18 protein-coding genes and 1 pseudogene are annotated in these 21,470 nt (G+C 60.4%); 7 read left to right on the forward strand and 12 right to left on the reverse strand.

Features of this window, described 5'->3' with window-relative positions; genetic code table 11:
- The first annotated feature begins 6 nt into the window (after window positions 1-6).
- A complete protein-coding gene (locus tag BUQ73_RS12920) occupies window positions 7-1,242 on the forward strand; it encodes an NADH:flavin oxidoreductase/NADH oxidase family protein (RefSeq protein ID WP_079228281.1) in 1,236 nt (411 codons plus the stop codon).
- Window positions 1,243-1,281: 39 nt separating this feature from the next.
- Window positions 1,282-1,647, forward strand: coding sequence for an osmotically-inducible lipoprotein OsmE (osmE, locus tag BUQ73_RS12925; RefSeq protein ID WP_079228282.1), 366 nt, complete (start codon window positions 1,282-1,284; stop codon window positions 1,645-1,647).
- 16 nt (window positions 1,648-1,663) lie between these two features.
- Here osmE and BUQ73_RS12930 read toward each other — a convergent pair whose 3' ends face one another.
- A complete protein-coding gene (locus tag BUQ73_RS12930) occupies window positions 1,664-1,993 on the reverse strand; it encodes a hypothetical protein (RefSeq protein WP_079228283.1) in 330 nt (109 codons plus the stop codon).
- A gap of 219 nt (window positions 1,994-2,212) precedes the next feature.
- Window positions 2,213-2,581 (reverse strand): hypothetical protein, encoded by a 369-nt coding sequence (locus tag BUQ73_RS12935; RefSeq protein WP_079228284.1) that lies wholly within the window; start codon window positions 2,579-2,581, stop codon window positions 2,213-2,215.
- A gap of 247 nt (window positions 2,582-2,828) precedes the next feature.
- Here BUQ73_RS12935 and BUQ73_RS12940 point away from each other — a divergent pair, with 247 nt between their 5' ends.
- Window positions 2,829-3,143 (forward strand): hypothetical protein, encoded by a 315-nt coding sequence (locus BUQ73_RS12940; protein ID WP_079228285.1) that lies wholly within the window; start codon window positions 2,829-2,831, stop codon window positions 3,141-3,143.
- 50 nt (window positions 3,144-3,193) lie between these two features.
- Here the strand turns inward: BUQ73_RS12940 and BUQ73_RS28485 are convergent, their stop codons facing one another.
- Entirely contained in the window at window positions 3,194-3,340 is a 147-nt protein-coding gene (locus tag BUQ73_RS28485; protein WP_181004497.1) for a hypothetical protein, read from the reverse strand.
- Between the two features lie 221 nt (window positions 3,341-3,561).
- Here BUQ73_RS28485 and BUQ73_RS28645 point away from each other — a divergent pair, with 221 nt between their 5' ends.
- Window positions 3,562-3,798 (forward strand): hypothetical protein, encoded by a 237-nt coding sequence (locus BUQ73_RS28645; protein WP_079228286.1) that lies wholly within the window; start codon window positions 3,562-3,564, stop codon window positions 3,796-3,798.
- Here the strand turns inward: BUQ73_RS28645 and BUQ73_RS12950 are convergent.
- The 5 genes from BUQ73_RS12950 to BUQ73_RS12965 form a co-directional block, all read right to left on the reverse strand.
- On the reverse strand, window positions 3,723-4,646 hold the full coding sequence (locus tag BUQ73_RS12950) for a hypothetical protein (protein ID WP_079228287.1): 924 nt from the start codon (window positions 4,644-4,646) through the stop codon (window positions 3,723-3,725). The two genes, BUQ73_RS28645 and BUQ73_RS12950, sit on opposite strands and share 76 nt — an antisense overlap.
- A complete protein-coding gene (locus BUQ73_RS12955) occupies window positions 4,643-4,840 on the reverse strand; it encodes a hypothetical protein (protein ID WP_079228288.1) in 198 nt (65 codons plus the stop codon). Before BUQ73_RS12955 ends, BUQ73_RS12950 begins: the two co-directional genes overlap by 4 nt.
- Window positions 4,841-4,939: 99 nt before the next feature.
- Window positions 4,940-5,281 carry a hypothetical protein gene (locus BUQ73_RS28955; protein ID WP_416171812.1) on the reverse strand — a complete coding sequence of 114 codons (342 nt, stop codon included), beginning with the start codon at window positions 5,279-5,281 and terminating at the stop codon, window positions 4,940-4,942.
- A gap of 35 nt (window positions 5,282-5,316) precedes the next feature.
- Window positions 5,317-5,583 (reverse strand): hypothetical protein, encoded by a 267-nt coding sequence (locus BUQ73_RS12960; RefSeq protein WP_079228289.1) that lies wholly within the window; start codon window positions 5,581-5,583, stop codon window positions 5,317-5,319.
- Window positions 5,584-5,782: 199 nt separating this feature from the next.
- Complete coding sequence (locus BUQ73_RS12965) at window positions 5,783-5,971, reverse strand: hypothetical protein (protein WP_079228290.1); 189 nt, start codon at window positions 5,969-5,971, stop codon at window positions 5,783-5,785.
- 257 nt (window positions 5,972-6,228) lie between these two features.
- Between BUQ73_RS12965 and BUQ73_RS12970 the strand changes: the two genes are divergently transcribed.
- Complete coding sequence (locus BUQ73_RS12970) at window positions 6,229-6,885, forward strand: Bax inhibitor-1 family protein (RefSeq protein ID WP_079228291.1); 657 nt, start codon at window positions 6,229-6,231, stop codon at window positions 6,883-6,885.
- Between the two features lie 141 nt (window positions 6,886-7,026).
- Here the strand turns inward: BUQ73_RS12970 and BUQ73_RS12975 are convergent, their stop codons facing one another.
- A complete protein-coding gene (locus BUQ73_RS12975; RefSeq protein WP_079228292.1) occupies window positions 7,027-7,314 on the reverse strand; it encodes a hypothetical protein in 288 nt (95 codons plus the stop codon).
- 170 nt (window positions 7,315-7,484) lie between these two features.
- The gene (locus tag BUQ73_RS12980; protein WP_322114590.1) at window positions 7,485-8,765 is read right to left on the reverse strand and encodes a PAS domain-containing sensor histidine kinase; all 1,281 of its coding nucleotides are present in this window, start codon (window positions 8,763-8,765) and stop codon (window positions 7,485-7,487) included.
- A gap of 194 nt (window positions 8,766-8,959) precedes the next feature.
- Here BUQ73_RS12980 and BUQ73_RS12985 point away from each other — a divergent pair, with 194 nt between their 5' ends.
- A complete protein-coding gene (locus BUQ73_RS12985) occupies window positions 8,960-17,605 on the forward strand; it encodes a GH36-type glycosyl hydrolase domain-containing protein (protein ID WP_152031548.1) in 8,646 nt (2,881 codons plus the stop codon).
- A 92-nt stretch (window positions 17,606-17,697) separates the two neighbouring features.
- Complete coding sequence (locus tag BUQ73_RS12990) at window positions 17,698-18,417, forward strand: Crp/Fnr family transcriptional regulator (RefSeq protein WP_079228293.1); 720 nt, start codon at window positions 17,698-17,700, stop codon at window positions 18,415-18,417.
- A gap of 370 nt (window positions 18,418-18,787) precedes the next feature.
- On the opposite strand, the pseudogene BUQ73_RS13000 reads toward BUQ73_RS12990, so the two are convergent.
- Window positions 18,788-19,033, reverse strand: a pseudogene (locus BUQ73_RS13000) (GrpB family protein); the annotation flags it as partial.
- 602 nt (window positions 19,034-19,635) lie between these two features.
- Complete coding sequence (locus BUQ73_RS13005; protein ID WP_079228296.1) at window positions 19,636-21,345, reverse strand: L,D-transpeptidase family protein; 1,710 nt, start codon at window positions 21,343-21,345, stop codon at window positions 19,636-19,638.
- Between the last annotated feature and the right edge of the window lie 125 nt (window positions 21,346-21,470).

The following is a 21,470-nucleotide window of genomic DNA, read 5'->3' on the forward strand; positions in this document are numbered from 1 at the left end:
CACCGCATGACCCCTTTCCAGCCCCTGCGCCTGCCTAATGGCAGTGTCATCCCCAACCGCATCGCCAAGGCGGCCATGGAAGAAAACCTCGCCAACCCGGACCAGACCCCTTCCGATCAGTTGCTGCGCCTGTATCAGGCCTGGGCCGAAGGCGGCGCTGGCCTGCTGCTGACCGGCAACGTCATGATCGACCCGAGCGCCATGACCGGCCCGGGTGGTGTGATGCTCGATGACAGCCAGCAGTTGCAACGTTTTCGCCAATGGGCAGAGGCCGGACGCGCCCAGGGTGCGCAATTCTGGATGCAGATCAACCACCCGGGGCGGCAGATGCAGGCCAACCTCGGCCAGCCAACCGTCGCCCCCTCAGCAGTGGCGCTGGACATGGGCAGTTTGTCGAAGCTGTTCCCGCAGCCCAAGGCCTTGGACGAAAGCGAAATCGCCGGGCTGATCCAGCGCTTCGCGCGCACCGCGGCGCTGGCCGAACAAGCCGGCTTCAGCGGCGTGCAGGTCCACGCTGCGCACGGCTACCTGCTTAGCCAATTCCTCTCGCCGTTGACCAACCAGCGCCAGGACCGCTGGGGCGGCAGCCTGGAAAACCGTGCGCGCCTGTTGCTGGAAGTGGTCAAGGCCGTGCGCGAGGTGGTGTCGCCCGCCTTCAGCGTGTCGGTCAAGCTCAACTCGGCCGACTTCCAGCGTGGCGGCTTCGAACCTGCGGATGCACGCCAGGTCGTGTTGTGGCTGAACGAGCTACCCGTTGACCTGGTGGAACTGTCTGGCGGCAGCTACGAAGCACCGGCCATGCAAGGCGATGCCCGGGACGGCCGCACCCTGGCCCGGGAGGCCTACTTCCTCGAATTCGCCCGCGAGATCGCCGCAATCGCCTATATGCCAGTAATGGTCACGGGTGGCATCCGCCGCCTGCCGGTGGTCGAGCAAGTGCTCGACAGCGGTGTGGCCATGGCCGGTATCGCCACCGCACTGGCCGTCGACCCCGCCCTGCCTCGGCGCTGGCAAGCTGGCGAAATCGAGGCCCTTGCCGAACTGCCGCCGATTCGCTGGAAGCGCAAGGCGTTCGCCGCCCTGGCCTACATGGCGCTGGTGAAGTTGCAGATGCGCAGGCTGGCCGCTGGCAGCAAACCCAAGGCCAAGGCCTCGCCCCTGCGTGCCCTGCTGTTGGAGCAGTGGTGCACGCTACGCCGGGTGAAGCAATACAGGCGTATGATGAATAGCCGACTGGATTGATGCTGTTCCGTAACGGCGTTCTCTGACGGGAGCACTGCCATGAACAAATCAACTTGTGCGCTGCCGCTGATATTGGCAGCGCTCACGGGCTGTTCAAGTAACTCATCCCTCTACCATGACCAGCCGCTGGTAGCCAAAGTGACTAGCGGCATGAGCAGAGAGCAAGTACTGCAGATAGGTGGCAAGCCAGGCGCCGAGTCCGACCGCACGGTAGTCGCAGGCACTTGCTTCGATTACATGCTTACCCAGCCGGGGCAAAAGCAGCAGCCTTACATGGTCAGCTTCGATCAGGCCGGGAAGGTCGACAAGACCAGTTTCATGACCTGCGCCGAGTGGAGCAATGCGCAGCAGAAGTCCCGGCAAGCATTGCCCAGCATGGGCGGCATGGGAGGTTCAGGCTATTGATGCCGTTGAAAGCCTGTTACTCCAGGCACTCTCTGGCGGCCAGGCGCAACTTGTCACTCGACAGGAAACTGCCTTTATAGAAAGTTGCCCGGCTGCCATCGTGATAATCAACGACTTCCAGCACTTCGTCTGACGTCACGGCGCTGGGCGCGGTCAACCGATAACCATGGTTGATCGACTTTTGCGTGGTCTGGGGGGCCAGTGCCTGCCACTTTGGCAGCACGCAGGCGGCGTAATCTTGCGGGGATTTGGCAGTCAGCTTGCTTGCGGTAGGCTTGCCTGGGTTTGCGCAAGCAGCAAGGCTTGCAGCGAGTGCGGAACAGAACAGGATGCGAAAGGTTGGCATTTGCAATTAACCAGACAGGAACGTGAGCTATTCTAGCCGGGTTCGGGCTAAAGGACTAATCCACCAAGGTCGTGCCCAGGCCTGATTACGACGGCGCAAGACTTCTGTCGAATGGGCAAACCGCTTCATTCCCTTAGAATGAAAAACGCTGATGGATCAGCACCCATCGCAAAAAGCCCGCTCTCATGTGCGGGCTTTTTGCTCTTGCAGATCAACACATCAGGCTTTTTTGCACATCAACGCAGCATCGAGCAACCTGCCATGGTCGTACCAGGCGTCGCGCTGGTAGGCGGTGAACTGGCGCTGGGTACCGGCGCCGCGCAGTTCCACCAGGCCATCGGCCTTATTGGGGTCGGTACTTTCCACGTACAGTTTGACCAAGTTATCGCCGTCGACTTCATAGGTTTTCACGTTGCCTTGAAGCTCGCCTTTCACGCAACCCAGATAGGCTGGCGTGCTTCTTTCGGTGGTGCCAGACGTATAGTCGTGGCCAGCGCGTACATCCGGGTTCTGCGCGCACCCGGCCATGAACAACGCGGCGAAAGTGGATAACAGTACTGCGCCTGTGACCGATCTAGAACTCTTCACGCGACACGCTCCTGCTGCCCCATTGGGAACTTAGGAAAGAGTTGCCAGTACAACGCCCTTTTTAGTTGTCATTGGCCTATGGTACTGCGCAAAGTTCGCAGCACAATATGCTTGTTTGCTATATGGGTGATGGCCGGTTACCGGCCATGGTTCCAGCTTTCGCATTATTTCTTTAGCCGAGCGGAACGTTTTCAACTCGCCACAATTCTCATGCGTATCCACCAGGCGCAACGTTCAGGAGAAACCCATGGTGTGGTGGTTGGAAATACTCGCCCAATTCGTGACTTCCACCGGCTTGGCGGTGTTCAGCATCTTTGTGTTCTGGGCCTGTACATTGGCGTTCAGCAGGGCCTGTATCAAGCTGCTGTCAGCTGCGCTGGCGGTGGCATTGCTGGGCATTGCCGCGTTTCCGCATGGGGCGAGCTTTGCCGTCAATCAGCAAGCGCAACTGCGCGATGGCATCGAGTTCCTGTTGCTGGTCGCGGACGCGCTGGGTGTGATCAGTGCCGTGCTGATTGCTTCGTTCTTCTTCAGCCCTGGGCGGATGCTCGATGAAGCATGACGCCCAGGCCTGGCCGCAAGCGGAAGGGATGAAGTCAATGCTGCCTTGCGTCAGTAGCGACGATAGTCCTGGTGCCCCCCGCGATCTTCATCGTAGTAATGCCGGTGATGATGGTCTCCATCATGCCAGTACGGCCAGCAGCCACTGAGCAACAATAACCCTGACAACACGACAACCCATGCAGTCTTGCGTTTCATGTGCGTATCTCCAACCAGGCGAAGCGGGGGCTTGCATAGGTTGGACTGCGCAAAAACGGGAGGTTCGAGGCGGGGGCAAGCCGCTGATCCCTTTTCATGAAGAAAGGCGCTTGGGTAGAACAGCCATTTGGCTGTTCACCCAACCAGCGTGGATGAAAACCCAGATAACAGACCGCCCTCAGCGGTAGTACCGCCCGTTTATCGGTGCCAAGGAGAGATCAATGAGCATTCGCAGCCTGGCTAAAAACCTTCCTGCAGACCCTGACAATGAGGGCTGGGTACTTGGCTGGGGGGTGCTGCGAGACGTGCATCCCTGGCACTTTGTCGACGTATATGCAGACCAGAAGACCGCCAGGGCCGAGGCGCAGCGCCGCGGAAACGGCTACGTCGTGGAGTTTGGCTCGCATCGGCTCGGCTCGGATGAGTTTGTCTGTGGAGTAGAGCCGCCGGAAGGCTGACAAGTTGATGGCCTGGCTGCAAGCGCCTGAGCGATCTTGCGTGATATCAGCATGGCCCCCTCGCCCTGCGGGATCAGGTGATCGAAATCGCCAAAATGGCCAGGGAGAAACTCGGCAGCGCTATAGAGATCGAGAATATCCATGGTGAAATCCGGGCACAGGGTGCCCATCAACTGCTGAAGCTCGAAAACTCCACGGAACAGAAAGGTTGAGTCAGCGCCTGCATGCAAGCGGTATTCGATGTGCATTGGCGGGATGACCACGATGACCCGATGCTTCAGTTCAGCGGCTAACAGCAACAGTTTCGCCAGGTACTGGTTACCGTCTTCACGGGCATTGAGGCGCATATGGTCGGCGACTCGCTGTGCGGCGCCATAACTCGCCGGCATGAAGGCTTTCTGCTGGTCGGGCAGGAAACCGGCCACACCGCAGTGGGTACTGCCCACGGACGCCAGCCGCCCCTGCAGCTGGGCCGCGATCTGCACCAACTGAGGATCTTCGTAGCTCAACCCCAGCTGGAAGATCTCGTTCATCAACGGTGCCAGTGTCTTCTCGCTGGGCGACTGTTCCAACAGATTGCCCGGTGAAAACAGGGAGTAAAAAACAATCACCGAATCGAGATTCGGCACCTGGCACACCGCGTGCTCATAGAGCGCCAGGGCGTGCCGGAAATCCTGAGAGCGGCTGCACAGGTTGAACGAACCAGGGCAGTAAGTCGGGTCAAAAGCGAAATCGCCATGCGACGAACCCAGGGCAATGCTGTTCAGCCGGTGCCTGTCCTGCTGCAACATGGCCCGTTTGGCAGCGTAATATTCGATCAGCGCGGGAAACGGATTGGAGTCGCTCATTCATTGCCACCCGATGTGGCAGATTTCTTGATCTGGCATACACCGTTAGCCTTGTTTTTTCCTGTGAAAGGAACCTCAGGCGAAACATTAGGGCTGATCGAAAGCGAGGCCGTCACCCCACTGCCTTTGGCCTCGAAACAAGGGTCATTGAACTTCTTCAACACAGCGCAAGCAAAGTACTCAGTAAAATCCATTTCATCTGGTATCCATTGAGTTGTTTGATTGAAATGCAAATCAGCATGCTAACAAGGCTACCGCCAATACCGTTACTCAAGCGCCGGTAGCCTCCATCATCACTTTGCGGTTCGCTCCTTTTTCCACTGAACCTTGGAAACACCATCAGGGGAACCGGTGACACCGGATGCAACTTGCTGAATGTGGCCACCCAGCTGAAGGAAAGCTTCGATTTGCTCACAGAGGCGTTCGTGGGCTTTGTGGGCCGCACGGGGGTACGTCTGGTACATGTTGGCGTCTCGGTAATGAGCCACTGAAAGACAGTCACCCGAAAAAACACTATACACCCTGTATTTGACATCACGGGATGTGGCAAACCGAAACCCAGTGTTTAGCGACCAAAGGGGCCAGGGAGCATGATTGCGAGCTGCTTCAGCATGCCCCCAAAAACCGATTGTCATGACAAACAGATGCCTGAACTGACAAGCAGCCGAGCTCAAGCCTTTGGCAGGTAATAATGAGGATATAGCGCCATGTCGCGCTCCAGCTTTTCAGCGTCAGCTACTCGTTTGCGAACTTCGGCATAGAATCGCTGGCTTTGGTTCTGAAAATGTCTGAAGTTCTGGTCCGCTATCTCAGTGGCCCCACTCAGTGCGTGGCCGCTCAGCCCTTCGGCCAGTCGCTGCGATGAGATGTACCTCTGCCAGCAGGCTTCGACCTGCAACAGCCCTTGCGCGAAAACTTCAGTGTCGATAGTCGCCATTGGTGCACCCTCTGTGAGCCTTTCAGGGCCCGTCGGTGTGAATCGCCAGAGCGACGATAGCTTGAAGAAGCTCGCTCAAAACCAGCTTCGGCCTGGAGTGTAGCCTATCTCCGGGCGGGCCCATGGGCTCATTGCCTCAACCACAAGGATGCTGGCCAATAAGAGGTGAGGATCATGCGATTGCGGCCCGGTGAGGGCATCACCTGGTGCCCGGCTGCTTGTGGGCCTCCAGACGCTGCACGTCCCTGACGAACCATATCCCCACCGCAATCACCATGAGGCAAATGAACACCACATCCCATGCCCTGTGCTCAATGGCCGCCAGGATCGCAAAAAACTGCAAGGCGCCGGCCCACCAGAGGAACGGCCTGATTTTTGAGTAGCGCATGGCTCACCTCGCAATTCCACCTATTCCAATTTTAGTCGAATGCCTAAGAGTTACCTGCCCACAGAAATGGACCAGGCAACTAATCAGAATGCGACCGAGGATGGCATCTACACATTCATTCTCTTGCGGATGCCATGCTGTCTCTTCAATAGTGATGATGCAATGTGCCATCATGCTTGATCATCGACAAAGATAACGTGCCCGACGCCCATCGGCTTTGTCGTGGCACGGACATTCAGCAAAGGAAAGCCCTGCACATGCTTGAAAACGATACATTCAGCCGAGTCGGTACCAACCACCAGATCTCGGCCAACACTTACAATCTCATACTTGGTGCCGTGCTGCTTTGGGGTTTTGCGGTGAACTGGTACTTGGTTACCACGGTACCGGCCGAAGTCATGCTGGCCATTCCCCCAATACTGTTCTTCGTTGGCTACTTCGTCATGGCGATGTCCGGCATCGCCATCATCTTCCGCTCGCAAGAGCCAATGTACAGCTTCCTCGGCTACAACCTGATCGTGGTGCCGATCGGCCTGCTGCTGGTCGTGGTACTGCCCAAATACTCGCACGAGCACATTGTCCAGGCGGTGCAAACTACCATCCTGCTCACTGCGGGGATGATGATACTGGGGACTGTGTTCCCGGCATTCTTCAAACGGATCGAGTCGTCATTGTTCATCGCCCTGGTGGTGTCGATCGTGGTCGAACTGGGCCAGGCATTGTTGTTCGGCACCCACCTGGCGGCCATCGACTACATCGTCGCCGCGGTCTTCTGCGGCTACATCGGCGTAGATTGGGGGCGTGCCAACCAGATCGAGCGCACCGTCGACAACGCGATTGACAGTGCCGCTGCGCTGTACCTGGACATCATCAACCTGTTCCTGCGCATTCTGCGGATCATGTCCAAAAAGTAACGAATGCCAGGCATCAGACCGCAGGATACGCCCCAGGTCTGATGCCAGGGACGATCGAGGGCGGGTTGACGCTTGCCGGGCATACCGAATGTGGGCCTGACGGCGGTTCTCCGATGCTCCCCCGCCTGCGACTTACAAGCCCTACTCTTTTACCTGGCAGATGCCATTGGCCCGGTTCCTTCCGGTATAGGAAACGCTCGGAGAGCCGTCTGGATTGATCGACAGCGAAATGGTCACTCCGCTGGCCTTGGCTTCGAAGTAGTTGTCGTTGACCTTCTTCAGCTTGCCCTCTTTGCCATTGATGTAGATCGGGCCGCCCTTGTCCGCGTGGACTTCAATCTTCCCTGGGCATGTTGCGTTCAGCATGGGAATCTCAGCCTGAGCCGCGCCTGACGCTGCCAGCAAAGCCACCAGCAGTAATTGCTTCATCTCATGTTCCTTGAGTGGATTGACCGAGAATGAAGCAATAGCTCAGATCGATACTGCCCGCCAGCACCCTCTCTACACAAGCGGAGTATCGAGATAGCACGCTTCATGGCGTGCCCCTTGTCCTTGCTCCGGTCTGGCTTGGGATGAGTCTTTCGCCGGCCGCCGGCTTTTCAGCTTCGGACCTGTCCCCCCAGTGGCGCCCGATCCTCCAAGGATTGGGGATCAGATACCCCCGTATAACTGCCGTCACACCTGCCTGCGCTCTGCTGCGATAGTCTCACAGTGAAGGTGGTGCCGTTCTGCTTTGTAGAATCGACTGACACACAGCCCGCATGAGCCTTAGCTATCTGGCTCACTATAAAGAGTCCGAGGCCTATGCTGGTAGCGCCCCCAAGTCGCTGCTTCCCACGCACCAAAGGTTCGAAAACATGCTTTAGCAGTTCAAGGGAAATCGGCGCGCCGCTGTTGTGCACCGTCAGGGTTGCTGTCGATTCTTTGATGCAGGATGTCACGTAAACAGACTTGCTTGGATCGCCATAGGCCACTGCGTTGGCCACCAGATTGCCGATCAGCTGGTACAGGCGGTCGGAGTCGATCAGGGCGCTACGTTCGCCGGTATGCTGATAAGTCAGTTGACGACCTGGAAACGTTAGCCGCAATTCATCGAGGCACCCCTCTATGGTGTGCGGCAGGTCAGCAATTCTGGGCTGAATGGAGATACCGCGCCCGGCCTGGATGAGCGTGAAATCCAGCAAGTCCGCCACGAGCCGCTGCGCGCGTGATACGGAGTGGCTTATCGCTGTGAGCAACTTGGGGCTTTCGGCCGCATGTGAGCGTCGTGTCAACAAGTCGGTCGCCATTCTGATTGCCAGAAGTGGCGTACGCAGTTCATGACTGACGATACCAAGTATTTGCTCGGCCGGCAGGGACTGTGCACTCTCAGTAGGCTGTATCACGCAGACATGGCTAGGAGACAGTAATGCGCGCTGTGTCTTGAGGTTTTTAGCCAGACAGCGTTCGGCCAATAGGCGCGCGCGCAGCAGATCACGCTCGTAACGCTGTTCGTCAGAGTTAAACATGGTCAGCTCGTGAACGATGCCATTCGAATGCGCGCAGGTAATAGCATTGGATATCAGCGGCAGGGTGAAGCCCTTACAGTGCACGAAATCAAACTTGACGTTTGCCACCGCCCCCAATGTCCCCATCAGTGGCTGCCAGTACAACTGGTAAAGGGCCTTGGCTTCTATTGTAAGAAGTTGCTGAAGCCGCATGCGAACCAAGGCTTCATGTTTGTACCCCAGCAGGCGGCACAATGCCGCATTCGCGCTGGCGATCTGCCCGTTCTGCGATGTCAACAGCAACCCGAAATCTGAAGTGTCTTCCCGTATTTGGGATGCTACGTCCGTGCATGTGCACGCCAAATTAACGGTTTCCTTTAAAAGCGCGTTCAAGGGGGGCCTCCAGCGAGCGGAAATTGCCGCCCCTGCCGGGTAGACAGGGTTAGAAGCACCGCCGCTATGTCAAACGGTGCATGTAGTCAGCTTGGGCGCCGGCCCGGTGCGAGTCTGTTCGCTACCGTACAGACGCTGCTCAACGACCGCCGCAGACTGACAGCTGAAAGGCTAGATAGGCAAACCAGCACACCATGGACAGTCCTTGGCTCAATGCACTCGCCTACCTTCGTCGCCTGTACGCACATGCCGGGCGTTGGCGCTCGTCCCCAAATACATTCACCTATGAAAGCCTGCTGCGCTCAGAGCTGTACAATGCCGACCAGATGGCCGAGCACGGCCTCTGGCTGGCCCATCATCATCGCTTGAGCCGATTGCCGGCGGACGACGCGCTGCTCGACCGCCTGGCCGATAACGAGCGCATGCTCTCCACCAGTTGCACTGCCCTAGCCGGCGCCCTGCCCAGTTCGCGTCCGGCATTGCCCGCTGCGCAGTGGTTGCTCGACAACTTCTACTTGGTCGAAACCCAGATACGTATTGCCAAACGCCACCTGCCAGCCGACTACAGCCTGCAGTTGCCAAGGCTGGACAACGGCCCCTCCACCGGCCTGCCGCGTGTCTACGACATTGCGCTGGAGGCCATTTCCCATGGTGACGGGCGGATCGACGCCGAAAGCCTCAGCCGTTTCGCCGAGGCCTATCAGCAGGCCGCCACCCTGACCCTGGGAGAGCTCTGGGCGATCCCGATAATGCTCCGCCTGGCCCTGATCGAGAACCTGCGACGGGTGGCGGCGCGGGTCATGGCCAACTGGGCTGACCGCGACCTGGCCAATGTGTGGGCCGACCGGCTTGGCGTTACCGCCGAGCGCGATGCCAAGAGCGTGGTGCTTGTGGTCGCCGACATGGCCCGTTCAGAACCGCCGATGACAGCCGCCTTCGTCGCCGAGCTGGCCAGGAGGCTACAGGGCCACAGCGCTTCGCTGACCCAGCCGCTGCTGTGGGTGGAGCAGATGCTCAGCGAGTCGGCACTGAGCATCGAGCGCTATGTGCAGCTCGATGCTCAGCAGCAAGCCATCGATCAGGTCTCCATCAGTAACAGCATCAGCAGCCTGCGACTGCTGTCGACCATCGATTGGCGACTGTTCGTCGAGCACTTGAGCCATGTGGAGCAGACACTGTGCCGCGACCCGGCCGCCGTCTACCCAGCCATGGACTTCACCAGCCGCGACCATTACCGGCACGTTGTCGAACGCCTGGCACGCCACTGCGCCTTCAGCGAAGCCGCCGTGGCACGCACGGCTATCGAACTGGCCCAGGCGGCGGGGGCCGCACACGGTGAAGAGGCCGAACATGTGGGCTTTTACCTGGCAGGTGCCGGGCTGCCGTTGCTGGAGCAGCGCCTGGCTGCGCGGGTGCCGCTGGCCGAGCGGTGGCAGCGCCTGTTGCACCGGGCACCGCTAGCGTTCTATCTGGTGCCTGTGGCCCTGCTGTCCTGCCTGTTTGCGTGGGGTTTCATACGCGCCATCGACTTGGAGGGATGGCCCATGGCAGTGCTCGCCGGCATGGCCGTGCCGATACTGCTGAGCACCAGCCGCTTGGCCATCGGCCTGGTGAACTGGCTGGTGACCCTGACCGTCAAACCGTCCTTCCTGCCGCGGTTGGACTACTCCGCCGGCATTCCTGCAGAGGCCCGCACATTGGTGGTGGTCCCAACCCTGCTGGCCACTGCCGACGATGTCGAGGAACTGCTCGAAGGGCTGGAGGTACGCTTCCTGGCTAACCGTGACGAGCATCTGCACTTCGCCTTGCTCAGCGACTTCATGGATGCCCGCGAGCAGACACGGCCCGAAGACGAAGCACTGCTCGAGCTCGCCAGCAAAGGCATCCGGGGGCTCAACCACAAGTATCCTGGCCCTGGCAGCGAGCGCTTTTTTCTGTTTCACCGGCCACGCATATGGAACAACGCCGAAGGCTGCTGGATGGGGCGCGAGCGCAAACGCGGCAAGCTCGCCGAGCTGAACGCGGTGTTGCGCGGCCACGGCCACGAGTGCTTCATGCGCATCGTCGGCAACCTGCAAACCCTCGGCCACGTGCGCTATGTCATCACCCTGGACACCGACACCCAGCTGCCTCGCGGTGCCGCCCATCAATTTGTCGGCGCCATGCAGCACCCGCTGAACCGCCCGCGCTTCGACGCACATACCGGTTGTATCCAGGCAGGTTATGCAATCCTGCAACCGAGGGTGGGCATCAGCCTGCCGAGTGTATCGCGCTCGCGCTATGCGCGGCTGTTTGGCAGCGACGCCGGGGTCGACCCCTACACACAGGCTGTTTCGGATGTATACCAGGACCTGTTTCTCAGCGGCTCGTTCATCGGCAAAGGCATCTATGCAGTGGATGCCTTCGAGCAGGCCCTGGAGGGCCGCTTCATTGACAACCGCATACTTAGCCATGACCTGATCGAGGGTTGCTACGCTCACTCTGGTCTGCTCAGCGATGTGCAATTGTTCGAAGCCTACCCGGCCCGTTACAGCGCCGACAGCAAACGCCACCACCGCTGGATACGCGGCGACTGGCAACTACTGCCGTGGCTGCTGCCGTGGCCGCGCACCGACACTCAAGGTCTGGCGCAAAGTTCGCTCAGCGCCCTGTCGCGCTGGAAGATTTTCGACAACCTGCGCCGCAGCCTGGAGCCGGCAGCGCTGCTGTCCCTGCTGCTGTGGGGCTGGTTGGCGAGTGTCACGCCACTTGCCTGGATGTTATCGCTGCTGGCGTTGCTGCTGACGCGCCCACTGCTCGACTCTCTGCTCGAAGTGCTGGGCAAGACCACCGATGTGCCCGTTTCAGAACACCTGCTGGCGGCTTTGCACACGTCTGGCACCTATTTCTTGCGTACCGGTCTGTCTTTGGCCTGGTTACCCTTCGAGGCCTACTTCAGCCTCGATGCCATCCTGCGCACCCTGTGGAGGCTCGTGGTCAGCAAAAGGCGCCTGCTGCAGTGGAACCCCTCGCGCGAAGACGAACGCAGCAGCGCCGACACCCTGCAGGCGATGTACCGTGAGCAATGGGGGCAGCCGGTCCTGGTACTGCTGCTGGGCGGTGCGTTGGCAATGCAGCCAGTGATGCTGCTGATGGCATCGCCGATCCTTGCCCTTTGGCTGCTCGGCCCGGCGCTGGCCTGGTGGCTCAGCCGCCCGAACAGCCGGGCCGAGTTCATGCCAGGGGCTGAAGACCTGGCATTCCTGCATCGACTGGCCCGCGCCAATTGGGCCTTCTTCGACAGCCACGTCGGCCCTGCCGACAACTGGCTGCCGCCCGACAACATTCAGGAGCCACCCTTCGCCAGCATCGCTCATCGCACCTCGCCGACCAACATGGGTATGGCCCTGCTCTCGCACCTGGCGGCCCATGACTTTGGTTACCTCAGTGCCGGTCGTCTTTTCGAACGCCTGGCCCAGATGCTCGACAGCATGGACCGCCTGGAGCGCTTCAGAGGGCACTTCTACAACTGGTACGATACCCAGACCCTCAAGCCGCTGTCGCCGCTCTATATCTCCAGCGTGGACAGCGGAAACCTGGCCGCCCTGTTGCTGACACTCAGGCCCGGGCTGCTGGAAATGGCCGAAACGCCGCTGCTTGACCGGCGCCTGACCCAGGGGTTGCTCGACACCTTCGACACGCTGTTGGACGTCTGCCCCAGCACAAGCTGTGACTCCCCAACGATCAAGGCAATGCGCGAACAGGTGTGGCAGGCCCATGTGCAGGCGGGCAACGAGCCGGCCGCACTGCTGCCGATGCTTGTAGAACAGCTGCAGGCGCTGATCACGCAACCGGCTGCCGTTGCGCCAGGGGCTCAAGTGACTGACGACTTTGCATTCTGGCTAAATGCCCTCTATCGGCAATGCCTGGACCTGAGCGGAGAATTGCAGCAACTGCACCTGCCGCCAGGCAACGATCAGCAGCCCCCGGCCCCGCTGAGCTGGCGCCATCTGGCACAGCTGGACACAGAGCATTGGCCGCAGCCCGAGCGACTTGCCGTGGCCAACGTCAAAGCACTTGCCCGCCAGCGCATCGCCCAGGCGCACGCCCTGGCCAGCCGCATTGAAACCCTGGCCGACATGGACTTCACCTTTCTTTACGACAACCATCGCAACCTGTTCTCCATCGGCTACAACGCCGACGAGCATCGCCTGGATGCCGCGTTCTACGACCTGCTGGCATCAGAGATGCGCCTGACCAACTTCGTGGTCATCGCACAGGGCCAGGTGCCCCAGGACAGCTGGTTCGCACTGGGCCGGCTGCTCACCAGCAATGCTGGCGTTCCTGTGCTGCTTTCCTGGTCCGGCTCGATGTTCGAGTACCTGATGCCGCTGCTGGTGATGCCAAACTATGAGGGCACACTGCTCGACCAGACTTGCCAGGCCGCTGTCAATCGCCAGATCGAACATGGTAGGCAGACTGGCCTGCCCTGGGGCGTCTCGGAGTCGGCCTACAATGCGCTGGACGCGCACTTCAACTACCAGTACCGGGCGTTCGGCGTTCCGGGACTCGGCCTCAAGCGCGGCCTGGGTGAAGACCGGGTGGTGGCCCCTTACGCCAGCGCGCTGGCCTTGATGGTGGCGCCCAGTGCCGCCCGTCGTAACCTGCAACGGCTGGCCACGCTCGGGCTGGCTGGCCGCTTCGGGCTGTACGAAGCCGTGGATTACAGCGAGGCACGCCTGCCGCCCGGGCAGGACGCCGTGATAATCCGCTCCTTCATGGCCCACCACCAGGGCATGAGTTTCCTGGCGCTGACCGCTGTGCTGCTGAACAAGCCCATGCAACGGCGCTTTGCATCTGACCCACAGTTCCAGGCCAGCATGCTGCTTTTACAGGAGCGCGTACCGAAAACGGCTGCCCCGTACCTGCATACCCTCCAGGCCCCGCCCGTGGAGGCCGCCGAGCGCGCCGCCGAGATACGCCTGCGGGTGTTCGGCGAGCCAAACCGGCGCCATCCGGCCGTGCAGCTGCTGTCCAACGGGCGCTATCACGTCATGGTCAATCACGTGGGCAGTGGCTACAGTCAACGCAATTCACTGGCGGTCACTCGCTGGCACGAAGACACTAGCTGCAATGACCTGGGCAGCTTCTGCTACCTGCGCGATGTTGCCAGTGGCGCTTACTGGTCCACCACCTACCAGCCGACGCGGCAACGCACGAAAGTCCAGGAGGCGATCTTCAGCGACGGCCGCGCGGAGTTTCGCGTGCGCGAGCGAGATTTCGACTGCCACACCGAAATTGCCGTGTCGCCCGAGGACGACATCGAACTGCGCCGCCTGCACCTGACCAACCATAGCGACCAGCCCCGCACCCTTGAGCTGACCAGCTACGCTGAAGTGGTGCTGGCACCGGCCTTGAGCGATGCCCTGCACCCGGCCTTCAGCAAGTTGTTCATCCAGACCGAACTGATCCGCCCGCTGCAAGCGATTCTCTGCACGCGGCGGCCGCGCTCGCAACAAGATCCCGTGCCGTGGATGTGCCACGTGCTGGCAGTGCACGGGGCCAACATCGATGCGCTGTCCTACGAAACCGATCGGGCTCGCTTCATAGGCCGTGGGCGGACTCTGGCAAGGCCGGCAGCGCTGGACCGCAGCACCGAGGCTTTGTCCGGCAGCGCAGGGGCCGTGCTGGACCCGATCGTGGCCATCCGCTGCCGCATCACCTTGATGCCCGGCCATGCGGCCACGGTCGATCTGGTCACCGGCGTGGCCGACAGCCGCGACGCCTGCCTGCAACAGGTCGCCAAGTACCGCGACCAACACTTGGCTGACCGGGTGTTCGACCTGGCCTGGCCGCACAGCCAGGTGCTACTGCACCAGCTTAACGGCTCGCTGACCGACGCCCGGCTCTTCGAGCAGATGGCCGCCTCGGTGCTCTACCCCAATGCCAGCCTGCGCGCCAGCGGAGCACTGCTGGCCAGCAACCGGCGAAGCCAGTCCGGCCTGTGGGGCCAGGGCTTGTCCGGTGACCTGCCGATCGTGCTGGTGCAGATCGGCGACCCGGCCAACATCCATCTGGTCAAGCAGATGGTGCTGGCCCATGCCTACTGGCGCCAGAAAGGGCTGGCGCTCGACCTGGTGATCTGGAACGAGGACCAGGCGGGCTACCGCCAGCAACTGCAGGAACTGATCATGGGGATCGTTGCTTCCGGCAGCGAAGCGGCCCTGCTCGACCGCCCCGGCGGCATCTTCGTACGTCCTGCGCAGCAACTGTCCTCCGAGGACCGGCTGCTGACCCTGTCGGTAGCGCGGCTGGTGCTAGATGACAGGCTCGGTACGCTGGCCGAGCAACTGCACCTGCGGCGACAGCCACCGGTTCCCCCAGCCCTCCAGGCCAGTGCGCCTAACCCCAGGCCATCAACCGCCAGCCATCTGCCGCTGGAGCATGCGGCGTTGATGCTGCGCAACCCTTATGGCGGGTTCAGCGCCGACGGCCGCGAATACGTCATCCCGTTGCTTCCTGGCACACCGCCGCCGGCGCCGTGGGTCAACATCTTGGCCAACCCGCAGTTCGGCTGCGTGGTCTCCGAGGTCGGTAGCGCCTATACCTGGTACGAGAACGCTCACGAGTACCGGTTGACGCCCTGGCACAACGACCCGGTCGCCGACCCCAGCGGCGAAGCCTTCTACCTGCGCGACGAAGACAGCGGCGAGTACTGGTCGCCGACCCCGCAGCCCTGCCCGGGCCCTGGCCGTTACCGCACCCGCCATGGCTTTGGCTACAGCGTGTTCGAGTACGCCGAAGACGGCCTAAATACGGAGCTCTGGGTGCATGTTGCACTGGATGACCCGGTCAAGTTCAGCCGGCTCAAGGTGCACAACACCTCAGCTCGGGTACGACGGTTGTCAGTCACTTGCTTCGCCGAGTGGGTACTGGGCGACCTGCGCCGCAGAACCGCCATGCATGTGGTAAGTGAGACTGACCCGGTCAGCGGTGCAATGTTTGCCCGTAACAGTTTCGCAGTGGAGTTTTCCACCCAGGTGGCGTTTCTCGATTGCGACTTGCCCGTGCAGTGCCAGACCTGTGATCGCAGCGAGTTCCTGGGACCCAACGGCGATTGTCATGCACCCTTGGGTATGCGCCAGACGCGGCTGTCGGGACGCACTGGCGGGGGCCTGGACCCGTGCGCGGCGCTGCAGGTGGCGCTGCAGTTGGAGCCTGGCGAAAGTCATGAAGTGGTGTTTCGCCTGGGCGCCGCCCAGGACGCCAGTGCCGCCACCCGCTGCGTCCAGCAATATCGTGGCCTGCAAGCCGCCAGGGACACGCTCGACAAGGTCCGCGCCTACTGGCGACGGACACTGGAAACCGTACAGATCGAGACGCCGGAACCCGAGCTTGATGTGCTGGCCAATGGCTGGTTGATGTACCAAGTGATCGCCTGCCGGTTCTGGGCGCGCAGCGGCTACTACCAGTCTGGGGGCGCCATCGGTTTCCGTGACCAGTTGCAGGACAGCATGGCCATGGTCCATGCAGCCCCGAAGGCGGTGCGCCAACACCTCCTGACCTGCGCCGCTCACCAGTATGCCGAAGGTGATGTACAGCACTGGTGGCACCCACCGCTGCAGCGAGGCGTGCGTACCCACTGCTCGGACGACCTGCTGTGGCTGCCATTGGCAGCCAGCCGCTACGTGGAAGTCACAGGGGACTACAGCGTGCTCGACGAACCGGTCGGCTATCTGCAGGGGCGTGCACTCAATGCCGGTGAGGAGTCCTACTACGATCTGCCCGCGCACTCGGAGCTGGTCGAGAGCCTTTACCAGCATTGCCAGCGCGCCATCGCCCATGCCCTGCAGTGCGGGGTTCACGGCTTGCCGTTGATGGGCAGCGGCGACTGGAATGACGGCATGAACCGGGTCGGCGAACAAGGAAAAGGCGAAAGCGTATGGCTGGGCTTCTTTGGCCACGAGGTGCTGCGGGCTTTCGGCAGCGTCGCCTTGCGACACGGCGACAGTGGCTTTGCGCTGCAGTGCGCCAACCAGGCCGGCGTACTCGCGGAAAAGCTGGAGGCGCATGCCTGGGATGGCGGTTGGTATCGCCGCGCCTGGTTCGACGATGGCCAGTTACTGGGCTCAGCGAACAATCAGGAGTGCCGAATCGACTCGCTGGCGCAAAGCTGGGCCGTGCTGTCCGGGGTCGCCTCGCCCGAACGTGCCCGCCAAGCCATGGCTGCACTGGACAACTACCTGGTACGCCGCGACATCGGCATCGTCAAACTGCTCGACCCACCCTTCGACCAAGGTGACTTGGACCCTGGCTACATCAAAGGCTACCTGCCAGGCGTGCGTGAAAACGGCGGGCAATATACGCATGCGGCCATCTGGGCGAGCATGGCCTATGCACGCCTGGGCGACTCCCTTGAAGCCTGGGAACTGCTGCGCCTGATCAACCCGGTACGTCAGGGCTGCAGCACGTTGATCGACACCTACAAGGTCGAACCCTATGTCATGGCCGCCGATGTCTACGCCGTTGCGCCCCACGCCGGGAGGGGGGGCTGGACCTGGTACAGCGGATCTGCCGGCTGGATGTACCGGTTGATCATCGAAAGTCTGCTAGGCCTGAAACGCAATGGCGACACCCTGCGCCTGGAGCCTCTGTTGCCGGCAGGCTGGCCGGGGTATGTCCTGCACTACCGTTTTGGCAGCACCTGGTACCGCATCGAGGTATGCAACGGCAACTGCAACGAACTGGCCCTGAGCTTGGACGGCGAGGCGCTTGCCGAAGCCTGGCTGCAGCTGGAAGATGATGGGCTCCTGCACCACGTCATGGCCCAGTGCCAGAGCTGCTCCTTGCCCATCAACTGAACCGTTGGGCGAGCAAAGGCCTGACGAACACAAGCCTCAGCCTCACTAGGCTAATCTTGTTCCGACACCCGTTGCCGTCAATGGTCCCGCGTATGCATCCCGCTCCCCCACCCTTGCAGAACCACTTGCTGGCTGCACTTTCGGCAGAAACGTTCAGCCGGCTGGCGCCGGACCTGGAGCACGTGAACCTGCCCCTGGGCAAGGCTCTGTACGAGTCCGGCGACACCCTGCGCTATGTCCACTTCCCGGCCGATGCGATCATTTCATTGCTTTATGTGATGGAAAACGGCGCATCAGCCGAAATCTCGGTAGTGGGTAACGAGGGGCTGGTGGGCATCGCCGTGTTCATGGGCGGGGAAAGCACACCCAGCCGGGCCATCGTGCAAAGTGCAGGACATGCCTACCGCCTACCCGTGCAAAGTCTCAAGGACGAGTTCAACCGCCATGGCGAGATGATGATGCTAATGCTGCGCTACACCCAGGCACTGATCACCCAGATGGCGCAAACGGCAGTGTGCAACCGCCATCACTCCATCGACCAGCAATTGTGCCGCTGGTTGCTGCTGTCGCTCGACCGCCTGCCAGGCGATCGCCTGTGCATGACCCAGGAGCTGATCGCCAACATGCTGGGGGTGCGCCGCGAGGGCGTGACGGATGCTGCAGGAAAGCTGCAGCGTCTTGGGGTGATCGAGTACAACCGCGGGCAGATCAAAGTTCTCGACAGGGCACGCTTGGAACTGCTGAGCTGCGAATGTTACGCCGTGGTAAAGAAAGAGACCGAACGCCTGCTGCCCTACATGCCAGTGCCTTGAGTTGGCGCGAGGTTCTCTTTTCGAGCTGCCGAAGAAGCTCATCAGCCATGCAGTCAGATGCCGGCCTGTGAATTACTCCAATGGGCGCTTGTAATGGCTATAGCGCTCGGCATTGGAGGCCCGCGATGGGTCCGGCGGCCCCTGCCTCTGCTCGCGATGAAAGGGGCGCTTGTCGATGTAGTCATCGCGATCATCAGGGAGCGCTCTTTTCCCCTCGCCACCTTGACCCTCCGACGAACCGTCGCTTTTGGCTGGCTTGCTACCCAGCCGATTGTTATCTAACCCATACCTGTCTCTGGTCATACCCACCTCTCGATGCTCAGAAACTCTGAGCTACATCGAGTGTGCGCCCATGCTGACCAGAGAAGTTTTATATCAGACCGCCGGGCCCAATCGGCCATTCAGGAATGGTCATACCGGAATGAAGTAGTGCCGCAAAAATAAGCGGAGATTTTTTCTCCAGATACTCAGCCATCCTACCAGTACTATTCGACTCCAATTTAAGCTTCAGCGCTTCAAACTGCTGACAGATTGAGCCATCGCGCTTAAGCGAATCTCGGAACCCCAGCATCTGAGTGATCGTAAGGTGATCACGGGCACAAGCGTGGAGCTTGTGTGGGTCGCTAAGCGGCCTCGTTATCAAGTGTCTGCTTTGGGTCGACAGCGGCCACCCAAGATTCACTGTCAGCCATTTATTCTAGCTACTCGAATTGATCAAGCCAGTGTAGGACCTCTCGCTGCCTAACCCGCTATTCGGGCGCAGTTGGGTGGCTGACTGGCCGAGGGAGGTAGCGGCGCTACGCACGCGGTGGCTGACACAGTGGAATGGATGCGAATTTTTGCCATTCGCCTTGGCCATGACCCGGAACTGGTAATCGGACCCAGCCTGGAAAAGCGACTCAGCCAGAAATCGCAGGGTGCCTCCCGAATGGTCGCAACGTCCCACTATCTCAATACGATGGTACGTGCACTTTTGGCCCCCCTTGAGGAAGGCCTCACTCCGAAGCCATGCTGATCGGTAGTAAGGCAGTCCCTGCTCGGCCACAATTGATCACTCAGTTCAAGCTGGGACGCACCGCATGCTCACCCCCCTCGCCATCAATAACTACCGCTCGATCAACCAACTTGTATTGCCGCTAGGCTAGCGTATTCGAGCGCAGCGCAAGTGGACATGCTCCAATCGGTGGGCGTCGCAAATTCTAGTTGCGCATGCGCTGCCTAAATCTGGCTTTGCCCTGTGACCACCATAGTCGTTTCTGCCTGCGGCAACGCCAAGGCGGGCAGTACTGAAGGCAAATTCAACTGCCGCAATAGCGGCGTGTCGTAGCCATAAATGTCGGGCTTGAACGTCACCCGCCCCTCGGTGCTCAAGTCGACCGTCCAATAGGCCAGCAACACCGGCACCTTGACCGGAAGCTTGATGTTCTTGGTTTTGCCATTGGCCAACTGCTTTTGAATCCCCTCGCTGTTCCAGCGCACCGGGTCGTTGAACAACAACTCGACCAACTGCAGTGGATTCTCCACCCGAATACATCCGGAGCTGGTGGTGCGCACGGGATTGGCGAACAACTCGCGATGCGGCGTGTCGTGCAGGTAAATCGCATAGTCGTTGGGGAAACGAATGACCACCTGCCCTAACGAGTTGGTAGGGCCGGCGTCCTGGCGCAGCGTGAGGCCGCGCGCGTTGTACCAGTCGACGTTCGCCGGATCGAGTTCGTTGCCAGCACGATCAAGGACCCTGATCCGGCTGGCTGCAAGGTAACCCGGGTTCTGCTGAATCTTTGGCAGCATATCCTTGACAAGAATCGTCGGCGGCACAGTCCAGGTGGGGTTGAAGGTGATGTAGGTGATCTCGGACTGAAACACCGGGGTGCTGCGTACAGGCTTGCCGACCTGTACTCGGGAACGCCAGATGGGTTCGCCGTCGCGGTAGAACGCCACTTTGTAGCCGGCGATATCGACAACGACAAAAGTGCCATGGAGTTTGTAGAGCAGCCAGCGCGCCCGTTCCATGTTCACCCGGACCTGATCAATCCGTGCCTCGACAGGCACATTCAGCGCCGCCAGAGTCGCCGCCCCAGCCACGCCATCCACGCCAAGATACTGATCGACCTGATACTTCTTCACCGCAGCAATGACTTTATCGTCGTAAGCATTGCGCTTGCCCTTATGCGGCTCCAGATAACCACCGGCCACCAGACGAGCACGCAACTGTGCGACCACAGCGCCGTCCATCCCCGGCTTGAGTGACTGCCCTTCGGCGACTTTCGGCCAACCACCGGCATCGCGAACCTGACGCAACTGCGCCAATGCCTCACGCATGCTGCTATAAAGCGCCTCTTGCGGCGGCGCCTGGGCGAACGCACGGGCCACATCGTGAGCATCCAGGGCAGCAAAGAAACTGTTCACATCTTCACGGGGATCAACACCGATCGGGTCGAAGTTCCAATGAAAATCCAGCCGCGACGGATTGACCTTGCCGCGCCGCAATTGCAGGAGCGCGGTGATGTAGGTGCGGGTCAGCGCGATATCAAAAGCCGCCGTTTGTGCTGGCGTCGGCGCGGAGGCCTGCAAAAACGATTGAGCCTCGGCCAGCTCGTCGCCCCGAAAGTCCGCAGGGTTCAGGCCGTCAGCTTGTATGTCATTCAGGCTCTTGAGCAACTGGGTGATATCGCGCCCGTCTGTCCAGGCGGCGCGATAGCTGCGATGGGAGTAGAAATAGAAAACAACGCGATTGATGTCCGCGCGTTGATGCTTACGAGAGGTAATCAAGGGGGGAAATGACGATGCCAGGGGTTCAAGTGCGGCCTGGATCCCTTGTCCAACGATGTCGTCAGGCGCTGCAGCCGCCGCACTGACCTGCGCAGACACCGACAAGCCGATCTGCGACGTTTCACCCAGCGCAGTGCCGCTGATCAGAAAGACCATAAATAAAGCACGGCTTATGACGAATACCCTTGATAACTGCACCTTGGATAATCCTTGAATCTCTCGCAACTCAGAAAGCTAGCGTCCAAACCGCTGCCAGGCTCGACATATTCTTGATGAGATTT

It is taken from the genome of Pseudomonas putida, from assembly GCF_002025705.1.
GTDB lineage: Bacteria > Pseudomonadota > Gammaproteobacteria > Pseudomonadales > Pseudomonadaceae > Aquipseudomonas > Aquipseudomonas putida_J.